The following is an 18,202-nucleotide window of genomic DNA, read 5'->3' on the forward strand; positions in this document are numbered from 1 at the left end:
CAAATTTAGCAGCAGCGCGCGCCGCCTTTTCCACCGTAGCGCGCGTCCTGCCGCTCGCGGAAAAACTCCTCGTAGGTCATCGGCGTTTGATCGGGATGGTTAACCCGCATATGTTCGACATAGTTGTCGTAATCAGGCATACCAATCATCAGCTTCGCCGCCTGACCTAAATATTTTCCGGCTTTTGCCAGTGAATCAAACATCAATACCTCCGGTAATCAGGTTGCTGAAATATTGCCGGATACGGCGCGAACGCCTTATCCGGACTGGAATTGCTGAGAGTAAGGGGAACGCTCGGCACTATACCAACATCCCCCCTCACTCTGACTTTAGTGTGCGCCTTTCGCCTGCGCCACGATCTCTTCGACATTTTCCGGCATTGGCTCATACGGCGTTTCTTTCGCCGTCGGCTTCGGCTCTTTCAACGCCGCCAGTGCTGTCTTAATCGAGAACAGCGCCAGCACCACCACAACCACCATAAAGAAGATGGTCAACCCGGCATCCAGACGGTTGTTGAACACCAGTTGCGCCAGCTGTGACTCAGTATACTGCGACGGAATATTGCCGCTGTCGATCATTGCCTGGAACTTGTTAGCAATGGCCAGGAAGCCGACTTTCGCATCCGGGCTAAACGCTTTCTGCCAGCCTGCGGTCAGGGTACAAATCAGCAGCCAGGCCGTTGGTACCAGCGCCACCCAGGCGTAACGTTGACGTTTCATTTTGAACAACACTACGGCACAGAGCATCAGCGCCATCCCTGCCAGCATCTGGTTGGCAATACCAAACAGCGGCCACAGAGTGTTAATACCGCCCAGCGGATCGACCACGCCCTGATGCAAGAAGTAGCCCCACGCCAGCACGCACAGCGCCGTTGCCAGCAGGTTAGCAGGCAGTGAATCGGTCCGTTTCAGGCCCGGAGAAACCACGCCCAGCAGATCCTGCAACATAAAGCGCGCAGCACGCGTACCTGCATCTACTGCGGTCAGAATAAACAGTGCTTCAAACAGAATGGCGAAGTGATACCAGAACGCCACATCCATCATGCCGCCCAGCGCGCCGTGCAGAATGTAGGCCATCCCCACCGCCAACGTCGGCGCACCGCCCGCACGGGAAATGATCGACTGTTCACCCACTTCGCTGGCAATCTGGTTTAGCGTATCCGGGGTAATCGCAAAGCCCCAGCTACTCACCACCTGCGCGGCAGAAGCAACCACATCCGCCGTCCCTGCCGGAGCCAGCACCGCCATCGGGCTGTTCATGGCGAAGTACACACCCGGATCGATGATACAGGCGGAAACCAGCGCCATAATCGCCACGAAGGATTCCATCAACATCCCACCGTAGCCGATAAAGCACGCCTGCCCTTCGTTCGCCAGCATCTTCGGTGTAGTGCCGGAAGAGATCAGTGCATGGAAGCCAGACACCGCGCCACAGGCGATGGTGATAAACAGGAACGGGAACAGGTTCCCGGTCCATACCGGGCCAGTGCCATCGACAAATTTAGTTAGCGCAGGCATGGTCAGCGTCGGGCGCATAATCAAAATGCCTACCGCCAGACCGACGATAGTCCCGATTTTCAGGAAGGTAGAGAGATAGTCACGCGGGGCCAGCAGCAGCCACACCGGCAGCACCGCCGCCACGAAACCGTAACCCACCAGCATCCAGGTCAGCTGCACGCCGGTAAAGTCAAAGTACGGTGCCCAGGTCGGGCTTTCTGCCACCCAGCCGCCAGAGATAATGGCAAAAATCAGGAACACCAGGCCAATCACTGACACTTCGCCAATACGCCCTGGACGCAGATAGCGCAGGTAGATCCCCATAAACAGCGCCAGCGGAATGGTGAACGCAACGGTATACGTTCCCCACGGGCTATGAGTCAGGGCTTTCACCACGATCATCGCCAGCACGGCAAGGATAATGACCATGATCATAAAGCAGGCTACCAGCGCAATCACCCCGGCGGTTGGCCCCATCTCTTCTTTGACCAGCTCACCCAGCGAGCGACCGTCACGGCGCGTAGAAACAAACAGCACCATGAAATCCTGCACCGCACCGGCAAGAACCACCCCGGCGAGCAGCCAGATCATCCCTGGCAGGTAACCCATTTGCGCCGCCAGTACCGGCCCCACCAACGGGCCTGCTCCGGCAATGGCCGCAAAATGGTGACCGAACAGCACTTTCTTGTCCGTCGGCACATAGTCCAGCCCGTCGTTATGGCGCACCGCTGGCGTCATACGCGTCGGGTCAACCGCCAGCACATTTTTGGCGATATACAGACCATAAAAACGGTAAGCGATCAGATAGATACAGACCGACGCCACCACAATCCACAGCGCGTTGATCTGTTCCCCACGATTTAAAGCAATGTATCCCAGAGCAAATGCTCCCATTACAGAGAGCACTGTCCAGACGAGGTATTTCCCTGATTTGTTCATAGTTGTTATCCGTGTGCGTGTCCATAGAGATGTTACATTTTGTTTCTATAACATCTTTGTACAATTTAACAACACAGCAACCATGTAAATCGGAGTTGAAACCAATATTTAACTTCACAATGTTAACTCGATCACTCCGTTAACCGAGTTTTCCAACAATCTCATTTAATTCTGTCGGGCTCATCCCAAAACTGCCGTACCCAGCCGACAAGTGCAGCAACGCCGCCCCTGTTCATCGAAAACGACGATTTCCCAACTCTGATTTTGCCGCCCAAGATGCAACGGCTGGCAGACGCCGCGTACCTTGCCTTCAGACACCGGGCGATGATGGGTGGCGTTAAGTTCCGTGCCCACCACACACTGTCCGTCGCGGGTCATCATAAATCCGGCCATCGATCCCAGCGTTTCCGCCAGCGCCGCCGACGCGCCGCCATGCAGCAGGCCAAACGGCTGATGAGTACGGGTATCAACCGGCATTTCGGCTTCGAGTACATCATCGCCCAGACGGGTATACACAATTCCCAGATGCGCCACCATTGTGTTATCGCTGGTGGCGTTCAGCTCGTCGAGTGTTAAATGGCGTTTCCAGATCATGCTTATGCCCCCAGCGTTGAGCCGCCATCTACCACAATATCCTGTAGCGTGATATGGCTGGCGAGGTCAGAGGCGAGGAACAAAATCGTGTTGGCGATCTCTTGTGGACGGGCGATTTTCCCCAGCGGAATGCCAAGTTTAAACTGCTCGCCAAAGCCACGAATACGCTGCTCTTCGGCGTCATCGCTCACCCACAGCGTGCGTTGCATATCGGTGTCGGTGGAGCCCGGCGAAACCACATTACAGCGCACGCCACTACCCGCAAGTTCCAGCCCGACGCTCAACGCCAGGCTTTTCAGCGCCGCTTTCGACGCACCGTAAGCACTCATGCCAATACGCGGCGTGTGTGCGGCGTCGGACGCAACAGTAACAATCGCCCCGCCCCGCTGACGGCGAAACTGGTTCATGGTCTGTTGGAACAGGTTAAACGCACCGCCGACGTTAACCGCAAAAGTCTGCTGCCAGTCCTCCTTACTGAGCTGATCGGTCGCGCCCATGCGCAAAATTCCCGCCGCATTGACCAGCACGTCCAGTCGCTCCGTTTCAGCTAACAGTCGCTGACATACCTGCGCCACCTGCGCAGCATCGGCAACATCCATCACTTCGGTCGCAAAGGGATATTGCTCCTGAGCGAACACTTGATCAAAACCTGTGACTTTCGCTCCCGCTTCAACAAACGCCAGCGCCGTAGCGTAGCCGATACCTTTCCCCGCGCCAGTTACCCAGACATTTTTACCGCTGAAATCCATTATTTCACCTCGCGGGAGAGTAGCTTCCACCAGGCGTCGATGGTCGGGTTTTTCGCCAGCATGACAAAGTCGATATCGCCATGCACTTTGCGCCAGCGCGCCGCCAGCGCCATCATCCGCACCGAATCCAGACCGTAGTCGATCAGGTTGTCGTCATCGAACGGCTCATCGGACTCGTCCAGCAACGGCAGGATCACCTCACGCAGCGCCGCTTTGCTGGCGGGGATCGGTGCTGGCAGTAATTCTTCGGTCATCACCACCCGGCCAGAACGTCCGGCCACATATTTCAGCGACATCAAATGCTCGTCACGGCTGAAATCGGCCAGCGCATCCGCCACCATAAACGGTTTAATATCGCGCATAAATGCATCGGTTGCGGTGGTCATACAGCCAATGTGGGCATATACCCCGGTAATAATCAGCTGGTTACGTCCACTCTCTTTGAGCATTTGCTCCAGCGGAGAACGATGAAACGCGCTGTAGCGCCACTTCACCAGCACCGTGTCGTCGGCATCTGGCGTCAGGCGATCCACCACCTTTTGCTGTTCCGGTGAACGGGTCAGGCCCGGCCCCCACATATCATTCAACAGCGCCCGATCTTCATCGCTCTGCTCTTTCGGCTGGGCGGTGTAATAAACCGGAATATTGTGCTGTTTGCAGTAGTCGCGCAGCGCAGCAATATTCGCGATCACCTGCTCCATCATCGGGCAGTTCTCACCCCAGAAGCTGACAAAATAGTCCTGCATATCATGGATTAACAACGCGGCACGTTGCGGTTCAAAGGCCCAGTCGACTTTATTCTGGGGAATATCGTGAGACTCCGGCAGTGCGTAAGCCTGTAATTTTGGAATAGCCATCGTGTTCTCTCCTTCAGGCTGATGCGCGTGACGCCAGCCACTGACGTAATTGTTTTTTATCGACTTTCCCGACCGCCGTCAGCGGAAGTGAATCCACACACTCCACGCGATCCGGTAATTTAAATTCGGCAATACCCTGTTCACGCAGGAAACGACGCACCTGCACCGCGCGCAGCGGCTCTTTTATCACCAGATAAGCACAGCTTTTTTCGCCCATCAGCTCATCTTCCATGCTCACCAGTGCGGCGTAGATCACCGCCGGATGGCGCAGCAGCAGGTTTTCGATCTCTTCGGCAGCGATCTTCTCGCCGCCACGGTTGATCTGATCTTTCTCGCGCCCCTGCACGGTGATGTAACCCTCTGGATCAATAGAGATCAGATCGCCGGAACAGTAAAAACCGTTGGCATCAAAGGCGCTGGCATTGTGCTGTGGGCTTTTGTAATAGCCGCGGAAGGTGTACGGACCGCGCGTCATCAGGCGTCCAACTTCCCCTTGCGGCAGTGGATTTCCTTCAGCATCAGCAACCCATACTTCATCGTCCGGACACATTGGGTAACCCTGGGTATGGATAATTTTCTCCGCGCTATCATCTAGACGGGTGTAGTTCACCAGCCCTTCCGCCATGCCAAACACCTGCTGCAACTGGCAGCCAATCTCAGCGGGAATACGCGCCGCAAGTGTGGCAGAAAGACGTGCGCCGCCGACCTGTAACAGTTTCAGCGAGGCAAGCTGCGCCCGGCTTTCGCCTTCGGCCAGTGCCTGCAACCACAGGCTGACTGCTGGCGGCACCAGCGCGGTGACGTTCACCTGATGTTTTTCAATCAATGGGAAGCAAAGCGTGGCGCTGGGATCGGCCGCCAGAACCACAGTGCCGCCAGCGAGAAATACCCCCAGCGATCCAGGCGAACTCATGGCGTAGTTATGAGCCGCCGGGATCGCGCACAGGTAGCGCGTCTGTTGTGTAAACTGACAAATCTCGACGCTACGACGCACGCTGTAGTAGTAGTCGTTATGAGTGCGCGGGATCAGTTTCGGTGTGCCGGTGGTACCGCCGGAAAGCTGGAAATAGGCCACTTCATCAGCAGGTGATGGCGTGGCAGTAAAATCCTCAGCCGGATGGTTAATCGCATCCTGCAAGTTATGCTCACCGCTGTCGTTGTGCAGTTGCACCACGCGAATTGAGGAATGTTCTGTGACGAAAGTATTGAGGAAATCATCTCCGCTAAACAGCGCATGTTGGCGATCGGCAATCAGCAATGCGGGTTCAATCTGGCTGGCATAGGCGTTCAGTTCACTACGCTGATGGCTGAACAGCGCCAGCACCGGCGCAACGCCCAGTTTCAGCAGCGCGAAAAAGGTAATGTAAAGTTCAGCGATGTTACCCAGTTGTACCAGCGCGGTTTCACCAGGTTTAATGCCCTGACGGCGCAAACTACACGCGAGGTTATCCGCCGCCTGATTCAGCTCCCGATAACTCAACTGCCGCTCGCCGTCGATAACCGCGATGCTGTCACTCGCAGCATGTCGTGTCAGAATGTCGGTCAGCGGCAAATCCTGCCAGTAGCCTTTTTCCCGATAGCGACGGGCAAACTCTTCCGGCCAGCGGGTAAATGGAATGCTCATCCTCGCTCCTTAATGCAATCCAAAAACGTTCAACATGGTAGAAAGTTTGACGCCTGTTTCGCGCCACTCACCCAACGGTGACGACGCAGGCACAATCCCCGCTCCGGCAAACAGACGCACCTGATTTTCCCGCAGCTTCGCGCAGCGGATGGTCACCACCCACTCGCCGTTACCTTCGCTGTCACACCAACCCACAATGCCGCCAAACAGTTCGCGGTCGAACGGCTCCAGTTCAGCAATAACCTGGGTCGCGGCCTGATGCGGGAAACCGCTCAGCGCGGGGGTCGGATGCAGCAGACAGGCCAGCGTCAGTGCGTTTTCTTGCGAATTCGCTTTACCTTCAAAGGGAGTTGCGAGATGCCACAGCGTCGGCGTGGTGATCAGCTGTGGAGAGGAGGGAACGTGTAACTCACTACTGCGTTCGCGCAGTACCTCTTTCATCGCCTGAGTCACCAGTTCATGTTCATGGCGATCTTTTTCTGACGCCAGCAGACGATTACCCGCTTCGCGATCGAGCACTTCATCCGGCTGACGACGCGCGGAACCGGCTAACGGAATGGAGCTAAAACGCTCGCCGTCTTTACGTAGCAGCAGTTCCGGGCTGGCCCCCAGCAGGACGCCACCATCAGCCAGCGGGACATGGAAGTTGTAACTAACCGGGTTTTGCGCAATCAACCGTTCCAGCAATACGCCACTATCAATGGCGGCGTCAGTGGTGATATCAATCAACCGTGACAACACCACTTTGTCGACCTGCGGCGTGGCGGTAAGTGCGGCAGCGCGAGCAACCATCTGTTCAAACGTGGTTTGTTCCGGAATTGCCTGACGTTCCACCACGTTCAGCGACTGGCTGCGGGTGAAACGGCGTGCGGAAGCTTGTTTTTCCTGACGGGAGAACGACTGCCAGGATTCAGGAATATACAGCGATGAAGGCTGACGTGGATCGAAGGGAATCGCCCCGACCATCACCGGATTTTTGATGCCCTGCGCTTTGGCATCGGCAAACAGCGCGGCGAGTTTTTGCTGGAAGGGACTGTCGGGCGAATCCCCGTTCACAGCCGGTTCATCGAAGCGGGCGAAACATCCTGACGTCGTAAAACTGCGGTACGGCGACATAAAGAAAAAGCGATTGGGCGCAAGTGTTGCCATGGTCTGCTGTACTTCCTCAGCCAGTGACGTATCCATATCATCCTCCACAAAATGATAAAGGCTTTAATAATGATTATCATTTATATTTTCGGTCGCTAACCTAAAAGCAAACGCGCACTATGTCAACTCTTGAGGTAACGCAATCTGCAACTCGGGGTTGCATCTGGTTGTGGTTACAATGAAAATGAGAAGCATTAACTTCATTAATAACAGGAAGCTGATTTGTGAGAATCGCCCCGCTCTACCGCAACGCCCTTCTATTAACAGGACTTTTGCTTTCAGGAATAGCCGCAGTTCAGGCCGCCGACTGGCCGCGTCAGATTACGGACAGCCGGGGCACTCATACCCTGGAAAGCCAGCCGCAGCGTATTGTTTCTACCAGCGTCACCCTGACTGGCTCACTGCTGGCGATTGATGCTCCGGTGATCGCCAGCGGCGCGACCACGCCAAATAACCGCGTCGCGGACGACCAAGGATTCTTGCGCCAGTGGAGCGATGTGGCGAAAGAACGCAAACTGCAACGACTCTATATCGGCGAACCGAGTGCAGAAGCCGTTGCCGCGCAAATGCCGGATCTGATTTTAATTAGCGCAACTGGCGGGGATTCGGCGCTGGCGCTGTATGATCAGCTTTCTACCATCGCCCCGACATTAATCATCAATTACGACGACAAAAGCTGGCAGTCGCTGCTAACGCAGCTTGGCGAAATTACCGGGCATGAGAAACAAGCGGCAGAGCGGATTGCACAGTTTGATAAGCAACTGGCAGCGGCGAAAGAGCAAATCAAATTACCGCCGCAGCCGGTCACTGCCATTGTCTATACCGCCGCTGCACACAGTGCCAATCTCTGGACGCCGGAATCAGCACAAGGGCAGATGCTGGAACAACTCGGCTTTACGTTGGCGAAGTTGCCCGCAGGCTTAAACGCCAGCCAAAGCCAGGGCAAACGCCATGACATCATTCAGCTTGGTGGAGAAAATCTGGCTGCAGGGTTAAATGGCGAGTCACTATTCCTGTTCGCCGGTGATCATAAAGACGCCGATGCTATTTATGCTAATCCGCTGCTCGCGCACCTGCCCGCAGTACAAAACAAGCAGGTTTATGCGCTGGGAACCGAGACGTTCCGCCTGGATTACTACAGCGCCATGCAAGTGCTGGAACGACTTAAGGCGCTGTTTTAAGCATTAACTGTCGGACGCTGTCACCTGCGGCGGCGTCTGGCGAAAACGCCGCAACTCCACCAGCACCAGCAACAACAACACGCCGATAATCAACAAACCAAAACCGCTCGCGCTTGCGGAAGCAACCGGTGTCATTATCGCTCCCAAACCGCCCAGCAGCGCCGCGCCTATGGCATCGCCGGTCACGTTTTGCGCCGTCCACAAACCGTTAATCCGCCCTAACATCGCTTCCGGGGTTTGCGTTTGCAGCATTGTATATTGCAGCAACGAACTAACCGCGCTCAGCCAGCCGAACAGCGCCAGACAAACCACGCCTAAAATCCACATCGGCATCAGGCCAAACAGACCAATGGCGAGGAACGATCCCAGCGTGGAGAGCAGCATCAATAACCCTGGTCGCGCGCTATGTGCCAGCTTCCCACTGGTTAACGCGCCAATAGCCGCGCCGAGCGGGATCGCCGCATAGAGAAAACCAATCTGTGCCGCCGACATCTGCCAGTTGGTAGCCAGCGCCGGATACAGTACCCGCACCGCGCTCGCCATCGTCAATAAACCACCCAGCAGCGCAATCCCTCCCACCAGCGGGCTGGCGAGCAGAAAACGAAATCCTGCCAGTAATGATTTCAACGGATGCTCACGCGGCTGCGGTGGCGGTGGCAACGCCGGAAGGCTTAACAACGGTAGCAAGGTAATAAACGTGCCCGCCGCCGCCAGCCCGTAGTTCCAGGCTACGCCTCCGGTCGCCAGCAATAAACCGCCAATCATGGGCGAAATCACCGACCCCAGACGCACGGTCAACATGGTGATCGCCCCGGCCTGCATTAAGTTTTCACGCCCTACCAGTGCAGGTGTCGCCGCCAGTAGCGCCGTAACGCCAAGCGATGCGAAAAAACCATCCCATAAACCAAGTAAATAGATTGCCAATAGAGATGGCTCCGGCAGCAGCGCGTTCAGGCACAGTCCAATGAAGCCAATGCCACAGGTGCCGCGCGCCAGCAAAATCACTTTTTTGCGCTCATAGCGATCCGCCAGCACACCGCCGACCATCAGGCCAATAAACATCGCGCCGCCGGTCAGCGTCACCGAAAGCCCCACCTGCCAGGTAGAATGCGTCATCATCTGGATCTGCACCGGCACCGCGACGCCGAGCAAACCCAGAGACACAATTGAGATAAAACGAGCGAGGAATACTGCGCGAAACGCCGGGTGCGTTTTCAACAGGCTGAGGTTAAGCAGCCAGGATTGTTTATTCATTACAATGCCTTGCCATCAAATATTTTAAATACCTATTCTTAGGCTGCACATGCTAACATATCCAAATAAGATCGATAACGATAATTAATTTCATTATCATGGAAGTTCGTATGTCTGGTTCTGTTGCCGTGACACGCGCCATTGCCGTGCCCGGATTGCTGTTATTACTGATTATCGCGACGGCATTAAGCCTGCTCATTGGGGCAAAATCACTCCCCGCTTCCGTAGTGCTGGAGGCCTTCTCCGGCACCTGTCAGAGCGCCGACTGCACCATCGTGCTCGACGCGCGACTGCCGCGCACCCTTGCCGGTTTACTGGCCGGCGGTGCGCTTGGGCTTGCCGGGGCGTTAATGCAAACCCTCACCCGAAACCCACTTGCCGACCCCGGCTTGCTTGGCGTGAACGCCGGAGCCAGCTTTGCCATTGTGCTGGGAGCTGCGCTGTTTGGTTACTCATCCGCGCAGGAACAACTGGCGATGGCCTTCGCCGGGGCGCTGGTGGCCTCGTTGATTGTTGCCTTTACCGGCAGCCAGGGCGGCGGGCAGTTAAGTCCGGTGCGTTTAACCCTGGCGGGCGTGGCGCTGGCGGCGGTGCTGGAAGGGCTGACCAGCGGCATCGCCCTGCTTAATCCTGACGTCTACGATCAACTGCGTTTCTGGCAAGCCGGTTCGCTGGATATTCGCAATCTACATACCTTAAAAGTGGTGCTGATCCCGGTGCTGATCGCCGGAGCAACTGCGCTATTACTGAGTCGCGCGCTGAACAGTTTGAGCCTCGGCAGTGACACCGCGACGGCGCTGGGCAGTCGCGTGGCGCGCACACAGTTGATTGGTCTGCTGGCGATTACCGTGCTTTGTGGTAGTGCGACGGCGGTAGTTGGCCCGATTGCCTTTATTGGCCTGATGATGCCGCATATGGCGCGTTGGCTGGTAGGTGCCGATCATCGCTGGTCGCTGCCCGTCACGCTACTCGCTACCCCTGCCCTGCTGCTGTTTGCCGATATCATCGGGCGGGTGATTGTGCCCGGCGAACTGCGCGTTTCCGTGGTCAGTGCCTTTATTGGTGCTCCGGTGCTGATCTTCCTCGTGCGACGTAAAACACGAGGTGGCGCATGATTTACGTCTCTCGCCGATTAATCATCACCTGCTTACTGCTGATTACCGCCTGCGTGGTGGCGAGTGTCTGGGGATTACGCAGCGGTGCCGTGACGCTGGAAACCTCGCAGGTATTCGCCGCGTTGATGGGCGATGCGCCGCGCAGTATGACGATGGTGGTCACCGAATGGCGTTTACCACGCGTGCTGATGGCGCTGTTGATTGGCGCGGCACTGGGCGTCAGCGGCGCGATTTTTCAGTCGCTGATGCGTAACCCGCTCGGCAGCCCTGACGTAATGGGCTTTAACACCGGGGCGTGGAGCGGCGTGCTGGTGGCGATGGTGCTGTTTGGTCAGGACCTGACGGCTATCGCGCTGGCAGCAATGATGGGCGGCATTGTCACTTCGCTGTTGGTCTGGCTGCTCGCCTGGCGTAACGGTATCGATACCTTTCGGTTGATTATCATCGGTATCGGTGTTCGTGCCATGCTGGTGGCCTTTAATACCTGGCTGTTGCTGAAAGCGTCTTTAGAAACGGCGCTAACAGCGGGTTTGTGGAATGCCGGATCGCTCAACGGCCTGACGTGGGCAAAAACCTCGCCTTCCGCACCCATCATTATATTGATGCTCATTGCCGCCGCCTTACTGGTGCGGCGAATGCGCTTGCTGGAAATGGGCGATGATACCGCGTGTGCGCTGGGCGTCAGCGTCGAACGCTCGCGTCTGTTAATGATGCTGGTGGCGGTGGTGCTTACCGCTGCGGCAACAGCGCTTGCCGGGCCGATTTCCTTTATTGCTTTAGTCGCGCCGCACATTGCCCGACGCATTAGCGGCACCGCTCGCTGGGGGCTGACCCAGGCGGCGCTGTGCGGGGCGCTGTTACTGCTGGCAGCCGATCTCTGCGCTCAGCAACTGTTTATGCCGTATCAACTTCCGGTTGGCGTCGTTACCGTCAGCCTCGGCGGTATTTACCTTATCGTCTTGTTAATTCAGGAGTCTCGCAAAAAATGACCGAATCAGTAGCCCGTTTGCGCGGCGAACAGTTAACCCTCGGATATGGCAAATATACCGTTGCGGAAAATCTGACTGTAGAAATACCTGATGGTCACTTCACGGCGATTATCGGGCCAAATGGCTGCGGTAAATCCACGTTACTGCGTACCTTAAGCCGCCTGATAACGCCTGCTCACGGGCATGTCTGGCTGGATGGCGAGCACATTCAACATTACGCCAGTAAAGAGGTTGCACGCCGGATTGGTCTGTTGGCGCAAAATGCTACCACACCGGGAGATATCACCGTGCAGGAGCTGGTAGCGCGTGGGCGTTACCCGCATCAACCGCTGTTTACCCGCTGGCGCAAAGAAGATGAAGAAGCGGTAACGAAAGCGATGCAAGCCACGGGAATAACTCATCTGGCGGATCAAAGCGTGGATACCCTTTCTGGCGGACAACGCCAGCGGGCGTGGATCGCGATGGTGCTGGCCCAGGAAACGGCAATTATGCTGCTCGACGAACCCACGACCTGGCTGGATATCAGTCATCAGATTGATTTGCTGGAGTTGTTAAGCGAGCTGAACCGCGAGAAAGGCTATACCCTGGCGGCGGTGCTGCACGATCTTAATCAGGCCTGTCGTTACGCCAGCCATTTGATTGCATTGCGGGAAGGGAAAATTGTTGCTCAGGGAGCGCCGAAGGAGATTGTCACTGCTGAATTGATCGAGCGCATTTATGGTCTGCGCTGCATGATTATTGACGATCCAGTTGCCGGAACGCCGCTCGTGGTGCCGCTCGGACGAACGGCACCTTCAACCGCGAAGATTTAAACTAAGTGGTCTGCCATCATGGCATCCTGTTTTCTGGATGCCATCGCATGGCGCAACAGCACGCCACCACAAGCCACCATACCGCCGATCAACGCGGAAAGGATCACAATAATCGCTTTGCCCGGACCGTCTTTTTTCACCGGCAAAGTCGGACGCAACTGATATTTAAACGGCGTAAAATCAACATCGTTGACATTTGCTTTTGTTAATTGCTCGACAAGATACTGACGATTACGTAATTCACCATTCAGTTCCGCAACATCGGTGACCGCTTTTTCAATTTCCAGTTTGCGTTCAATACCGTCTGCGCCGAGAGAAATAGAAAAATCAGGGTCATCTTTTACTGCCTGACCATTACTGTAAACAGGTTTTTTAATGCCTGCTGCATTAGCAATATCGAGTGAATAATTGAGACGCTGAATGTTTGCATCAAGTTGGTTTTTCGTTTTAATGCGATCCTGCGCCAGCTTTTCTTTTTCAAACTGGGTTTTGATTTCCAGTTTATTACGGACGTTTTCTATCGACTCTTTCACCACCAACGCAGAGATATAATCGATATACCCGGCCAACACTTTCTGTGCCTCTTCACTGGTGGGTGCGGTGAAACTTAGCGTCCAGGAAGTATATAACGCGGACGGCTCATTTTTCTTACTGGCGTTGTCATCAACCGCTTTCATCTTCTCGCTCAATGTGACAATAGCCCGATGCAACTCCTGTTCATCAATTTTCGCCTCTTTCAATTGGTTCATAACATACGGGGATGAACGAAGATAATCTTCCAACAAACTAATGGACTGAAACTTCTTGATAAACAGGTTAAATGCTTCTGTACGATCAATTTTGATATCCAGATCCAGTACCCGAAGGTTAGTAAATGTTTTCTCCAGATCTTGCCATTGAACAGGTTCTGCCGGCGTTACAACCGCCGCACTGGTCCATTTTTGCGGTAGGATAAATGACACCAGCAACCCGATACAGGCAAAGGCAAAAACGACAGCCATGATCTGTTTTTTTGCGTGCCATAAAACTTCGATAAGATTAAGTAAATCAATTTCATTATTACTGGCTGGCGCCAGATGATAATCGGGAAAATGCGAGTCGCTTTCCTGCTTAATATTCAGTGTTGACATACGGTATAACCTGAAAATGAGTCCAATGAGGGTAAATTTCCACGGCGCACACTTTACCAGTTGGTGAGAATTATCCGAAGCTGAACTTTGTAAATTCCACGCAGCAAACGCAATGTTTGGCGCATTTTCAGACAAACCACTCAGCAAATATTAATACAACAAATAACAAAATCCATAATTATTTATCGTAATTATGGATTTGCATTTAAGATAAAGTTATTTATTTAGAGCAGCACGAATAATTGGTCCAATTTTTTCAAATGCTATTGGAGAAATAATATCCACATGCGCGCAATCCTGGCGATAAATATCCAGCTCAGCTATCCACGGCGACCAGGCGCGTTCGGGGCTCATACTTTCCTGAAGTGTACACTCCGCAACAAACAGCGTCGCTTTGCCATCAAACGGTACGCTATGGGCGGTGGTTAACAAGCGCACAGCATCAGCGTAGTTGCCTTCAATGGTGGTAAACAACTCCGTTGAAGTACTTCCCTGCTGTGCCGCCAGGAAGGCCTCGCGTTCGCGGTTAATCTCCGCCAGCACTTCCGGATCCAGACCATTAGCTTCTTTTTCCTGCCAGTTTTGCGTTTCTGGCGGCCAGGTATCCAGCAAACCTAGAAATGCCACTTGTTCGCCACGGGTACGCAGTCGCGCCGCAATGCCCTGCGCCAGCGTCCCCCCCAGCGAATACCCCAGTAGGTAATAAGGACCGTGCGGTTGTTGTGCCAGCAACGTTGCCAGATGCGCTTCGCAGACTTCATTCAGGTTCGTCGCTGTCTGCATGGGGCCATAAGGGCGCGGCGACTGAATGCCGATAATCGACCATTGTGGATCGAGATAACGCGAGAGCACGCTAAACTGCCAGGCAAAACCGGATGCCGGATGGAAACAAAACAGCGTCGGGCCATTACCTTCACGCAACGGCAGAATGGTTTCGAATCCCATGCGCCGGGAGCTGTCTTCTTCACCATCAATAATCGTTGCCAGTTTGGCGACGGTTGACGCGACCATCACCTGCCCCGGCGTCACCTGACGAGCAAACTGTCGACTTAACTGCGCTGCCAGTTTCATTGCCAGTAGCGAATGACCGCCAAGCGCAAAGAAATCAGCATCGGCATCCTGCACGTCACAACCCAGTAACGACGAGAATGCCGCGGCGATAATCGTTTCACTGCCCGCTTTCGGCGCACGCCCAGGCGCTTGAGCCTTCAGTTCAGGCAATGGTAAGGCTTTGCGATCCAGCTTGCCGTTGGCGCTAAGTGGTAACTGTGGAAGTTGCAGCAGAACCACCGGTACCATATGTGGTGGCAATGTTTCACGAAGCTGCGCCTGTAATGCGCTGGTATCCAACGGCAGACCTGATTGCGACACCAGATAGCCCACCAACTGACGCGCATCACCACCAGTGGCTGCCGCCTGGTTAATCACACAGGCGTGGGTAACGGCTTGTTCGACATCCGGCAGCGCCTGCATCACGCGATCAATTTCGCCCAGTTCGATACGCTGCCCGCGAATTTTTAGCTGATCGTCACTGCGCCCGAGGTACTCCACTGCGCCGTTATCCAGCCAGCGGGCCACATCGCCGGTACGGTACATCCGTTCACCTGGGGCAAAAGGATCGGCAATAAAGCGGCTGGCGGTCAGATCGGGTCGTCCAAGATACCCCTGCGCCAGTTGAATACCGGTGAGATAGAGATCTCCCGCCACACCCGGCGGCACCGGATGCATCATCGCATCAAGAATACGCAGACCCGTATTCCATACCGGATAACCAATCGGCACACTGCTGCCGCGCACCTCTGCCAGTTCCTCGCCAAAAGCCGGATACCAGCTGACATCTACCGCCGCTTCCGTCGGGCCATATAGATTATGCAACGGCACGCTGGTTAACTGTTGCCATTCGCGGCATAAATCGGCCGGTAAGGCTTCACCACTACAGAAAACCTGTTTCAACGTCGCGCAACTCTGGCGAGCGGTTTGCGGCGTCAGCGAGGCAACAAATGCCGCCAGCATCGACGGCACAAAGTGCGTGGTCGTTACGCCATATTCGGCAAAGAATTGCTGCATAGCGAGCGGGTCGCGGTGCGCTTCCGGTTCAGCCATCACTAGTTTAGCCCCGGCAATAAACGGCCAGAAAAACTCCCACACCGAGACATCAAAACTGCACGGCGTTTTTTGGGCAACGACATCTTCGCCTGTAAGCGGATAATGATTTTGCATCCAAAGCAGGCGGTTGACGATAGCCGTCTGCCCGACCATTACCCCTTTCGGCCTGCCGGTGGAGCCAGAGGTAAAGATGATATAAGCCGTGTGATGCGGTTGTGAAAGTTGCAGCGGCGCACTGCCCTGTGCGGTAAGCGGGGCGTTATAGCAAAGGCTGGTTAAATCAGGAACATCGGCAAAGCGCGGCAGTTGATCGTCGGTGGTGATTAACAGTGACGGACGCGCATCTTCCAGCATCATCTTCAGGCGATCGTCCGGATAGCCGGTATCCAGCGGTAACCAGGCCGCACCTGCTTCAACAATCGCATGTAGCGCCAGGGTCAAAAAGACCGAGCGCGGTAGTGCCACCGCCACGCTGTCGCCCGGTTTAACGCCGCGCTCACGCAGCAGATTCGCCAGCGCTACCACCTGCTCGCGCATTTCCCGATAGCTGAACTGGTAACGCGCATCTGCCAGCGCCGGAGAATCCGGTGTTTTTGCCGCTTGTTCTGCCACCAGCGCGCTAAGCGTGGTTTCTGGAATCTCAACCTGAGTGGCGTTGATCTGCGCCAGCTGCGCATACTCACCTGCCAGCATAATATCGACATCGCCGCACAACAGCGCCGGATCCGCGGCGAACTGGGCAATCAGCATTTTCAGGCGTTCAGCATGCTGGATTAACGTTGGCTCATCGTAACGCTGTTTATTGGCGAGGATCTCAATACTCAAATCACCGTGTTCATCCGGGAACAGGGCCAGTTCAAGGTCATTAACCGGACCGGTTGCCAGGGTATGGGTTTGCGCCTGAACACCAGGAATATCCAGTTGGTAATCAAATACCTTGATATTGAGTACCGGACCAAACAGCGGTTCATCACCTGCCGCTCGCCCGCTGTCACGGACAATTTGTTCGGCATCGTAACGTTGATGACGACGCATTTTTTTCAGTTGTGCTGCCAGTCGGGTTGCCAGTTTCGGCAGCGTTTCTTGCGCCGCAATGTGAATACCCAACGGCAAAACGTTGAGCACGGGTCCGGTAGCCGTCAGCGCCGCCGAGCCCAGTCGACGCATAAAGATAAATCCGGCGGCGTAGTCCATACGATTGCACAATCGCCCCAGCCACAAGGCTGCCAGCGCAAGGGCTAAATCGGTACGCTGCACACCTGAAAGTTGCGTAGCCAACTGGCGGAATTCCCCGTCGGTAAATTCCAGCTTCAGGCGCAGAATATCTGCCGAGGCGCTGCGCCCCGGTAAAGGTGCCGGAGAAAGTGACGCGGGCGGCGGCAGTTGACGACGCTGTTCTGCCCAGAATGCCGCATCACGCTGCCAGGCTTCGCTTTCGCGGTATTGCTGGTACTCTTCCACTACATCAGCGAAAGGCGTAAACGGCGAAGCAGGCGTTGGTTCGCCACGCAGCCATGCGCAGTAAATATTGGCGATCTGGCGGGTAATGGCCGGGAAACTGAAGCCATCGACCAGCAAATGGTGGTAACGCTGATACCAGTACCAGCGGTTATCTGCCACCTGTATCAGCTGATGAAAGACCAGTGGTTTACCGCTATCGACGCGCAGATCTTGTTGCAAATCCGCCTGCATTAATGCCTGCGCAGTACCGTGCGGATCAATGTTGGTTCGCAGGTCGATAATTTCTGGCAGTTCGAACGTCAGCGCATCATCGACCCACTGCCAGACTTCGCCGTTATCTTCCGTAAAACGCATCCGCAACGTATCTGCTTGCGCTAGTCCGGCAACCACCGCGCGGGCCAGTAATGGCGCATCAACATCTCCAGTTAACTCAACGTAATGCGCCACGCTCCAGGCGGAGGGTAAATCCGACAGTTTTTCTGCCATCCAGATGCCGGGCTGTGCAGCGACCAAAGGTAAATGCTGGCTCATTGCGCCTCCTGCAACTGGGTGAAATTCGCCGGTGTCAGAGTACGCCAGTGGGCTTCCAACCACTGCTGGCAGGACTCTTGTGACTGCGGCTGACACACAATGGCCCAGCCTGCCGGTAAGGCGCATTGTTGCGGCCACAGACTGAATTGCCCCTGCGCATTGCGCAAAATGTAAAACGCTCCCTGTGGATCATCGAAGGGATTACTGAATGCCAT

At 55.1% G+C, this 18,202-nt stretch carries 15 protein-coding genes; 4 read left to right on the top strand and 11 right to left on the bottom strand.

All coding sequences use genetic code 11. The annotated features are described in order from the left end of the window. Positions 1–5: 5 nt before the first annotated feature. The 7 genes from FFT88_RS08635 to entC form a co-directional block, all read right to left on the bottom strand. A complete protein-coding gene (locus FFT88_RS08635; RefSeq protein WP_000460431.1) occupies positions 6–203 on the bottom strand; it encodes a YbdD/YjiX family protein in 198 nt (65 codons plus the stop codon). A gap of 126 nt (positions 204–329) precedes the next feature. Then, positions 330–2,435, bottom strand: coding sequence for a pyruvate/proton symporter CstA (cstA, locus tag FFT88_RS08640; protein WP_001043146.1), 2,106 nt, complete (start codon positions 2,433–2,435; stop codon positions 330–332). 180 nt (positions 2,436–2,615) lie between these two features. Next, positions 2,616–3,029 carry a proofreading thioesterase EntH gene (gene entH, locus FFT88_RS08645; RefSeq protein ID WP_000637953.1) on the bottom strand — a complete coding sequence of 138 codons (414 nt, stop codon included), beginning with the start codon at positions 3,027–3,029 and terminating at the stop codon, positions 2,616–2,618. Between the two features lie 2 nt (positions 3,030–3,031). Continuing rightward, entirely contained in the window at positions 3,032–3,778 is a 747-nt protein-coding gene (gene entA / locus FFT88_RS08650) for a 2,3-dihydro-2,3-dihydroxybenzoate dehydrogenase EntA (RefSeq protein WP_130219403.1), read from the bottom strand. After that, positions 3,778–4,635: an enterobactin biosynthesis bifunctional isochorismatase/aryl carrier protein EntB gene (gene entB, locus FFT88_RS08655; RefSeq protein ID WP_001007138.1), complete on the bottom strand. Its 858-nt coding sequence runs from the start codon at positions 4,633–4,635 to the stop codon at positions 3,778–3,780. Before entB ends, entA begins: the two co-directional genes overlap by 1 nt. 13 nt (positions 4,636–4,648) lie before the next feature. Next, positions 4,649–6,259 (bottom strand): (2,3-dihydroxybenzoyl)adenylate synthase EntE, encoded by a 1,611-nt coding sequence (gene entE / locus FFT88_RS08660; RefSeq protein WP_135404622.1) that lies wholly within the window; start codon positions 6,257–6,259, stop codon positions 4,649–4,651. Positions 6,260–6,268: 9 nt separating this feature from the next. Then, positions 6,269–7,444 carry an isochorismate synthase EntC gene (gene entC, locus FFT88_RS08665; RefSeq protein WP_000381303.1) on the bottom strand — a complete coding sequence of 392 codons (1,176 nt, stop codon included), beginning with the start codon at positions 7,442–7,444 and terminating at the stop codon, positions 6,269–6,271. 188 nt (positions 7,445–7,632) lie between these two features. On the opposite strand from entC, the gene fepB reads away from it, so the two are divergent. Beyond that, a complete protein-coding gene (gene fepB / locus FFT88_RS08670) occupies positions 7,633–8,589 on the top strand; it encodes a Fe2+-enterobactin ABC transporter substrate-binding protein (RefSeq protein ID WP_135404623.1) in 957 nt (318 codons plus the stop codon). Positions 8,590–8,592: 3 nt separating this feature from the next. On the opposite strand, the gene entS is transcribed toward fepB, so the two are convergent. Continuing rightward, positions 8,593–9,843, bottom strand: coding sequence for an enterobactin transporter EntS (entS, locus tag FFT88_RS08675; RefSeq protein ID WP_135404624.1), 1,251 nt, complete (start codon positions 9,841–9,843; stop codon positions 8,593–8,595). 110 nt (positions 9,844–9,953) lie between these two features. On the opposite strand from entS, the gene fepD reads away from it, so the two are divergent. From fepD to fepC, 3 genes are read left to right on the top strand one after another with little or no spacing between them, the layout of a single operon-like run. Beyond that, positions 9,954–10,958, top strand: a complete 1,005-nt coding sequence (fepD, locus tag FFT88_RS08680) for a Fe(3+)-siderophore ABC transporter permease (RefSeq protein WP_001298899.1) — start codon at positions 9,954–9,956, stop codon at positions 10,956–10,958. Continuing rightward, complete coding sequence (gene fepG, locus FFT88_RS08685; RefSeq protein ID WP_135404625.1) at positions 10,955–11,947, top strand: iron-enterobactin ABC transporter permease; 993 nt, start codon at positions 10,955–10,957, stop codon at positions 11,945–11,947. Before fepD ends, fepG begins: the two co-directional genes overlap by 4 nt. After that, entirely contained in the window at positions 11,944–12,759 is an 816-nt protein-coding gene (gene fepC, locus FFT88_RS08690; RefSeq protein ID WP_135404626.1) for an iron-enterobactin ABC transporter ATP-binding protein, read from the top strand. Before fepG ends, fepC begins: the two co-directional genes overlap by 4 nt. Here the strand turns inward: fepC and wzz(fepE) are convergent. The 3 genes from wzz(fepE) to ybdZ form a co-directional block, all read right to left on the bottom strand. After that, positions 12,756–13,889: an LPS O-antigen length regulator Wzz(fepE) gene (wzz(fepE), locus tag FFT88_RS08695; RefSeq protein WP_135404627.1), complete on the bottom strand. Its 1,134-nt coding sequence runs from the start codon at positions 13,887–13,889 to the stop codon at positions 12,756–12,758. The genes fepC and wzz(fepE) overlap by 4 nt on opposite strands. A 216-nt stretch (positions 13,890–14,105) precedes the next feature. Continuing rightward, a complete protein-coding gene (gene entF, locus FFT88_RS08700; RefSeq protein WP_135404628.1) occupies positions 14,106–17,987 on the bottom strand; it encodes an enterobactin non-ribosomal peptide synthetase EntF in 3,882 nt (1,293 codons plus the stop codon). Continuing rightward, entirely contained in the window at positions 17,984–18,202 is a 219-nt protein-coding gene (gene ybdZ, locus FFT88_RS08705; RefSeq protein WP_135404629.1) for an enterobactin biosynthesis protein YbdZ, read from the bottom strand. The genes entF and ybdZ overlap by 4 nt, the downstream gene beginning before the upstream one ends.

This window comes from Escherichia sp. E4930 (assembly GCF_005845405.1).
Classification (GTDB): Bacteria; Pseudomonadota; Gammaproteobacteria; order Enterobacterales; family Enterobacteriaceae; genus Escherichia.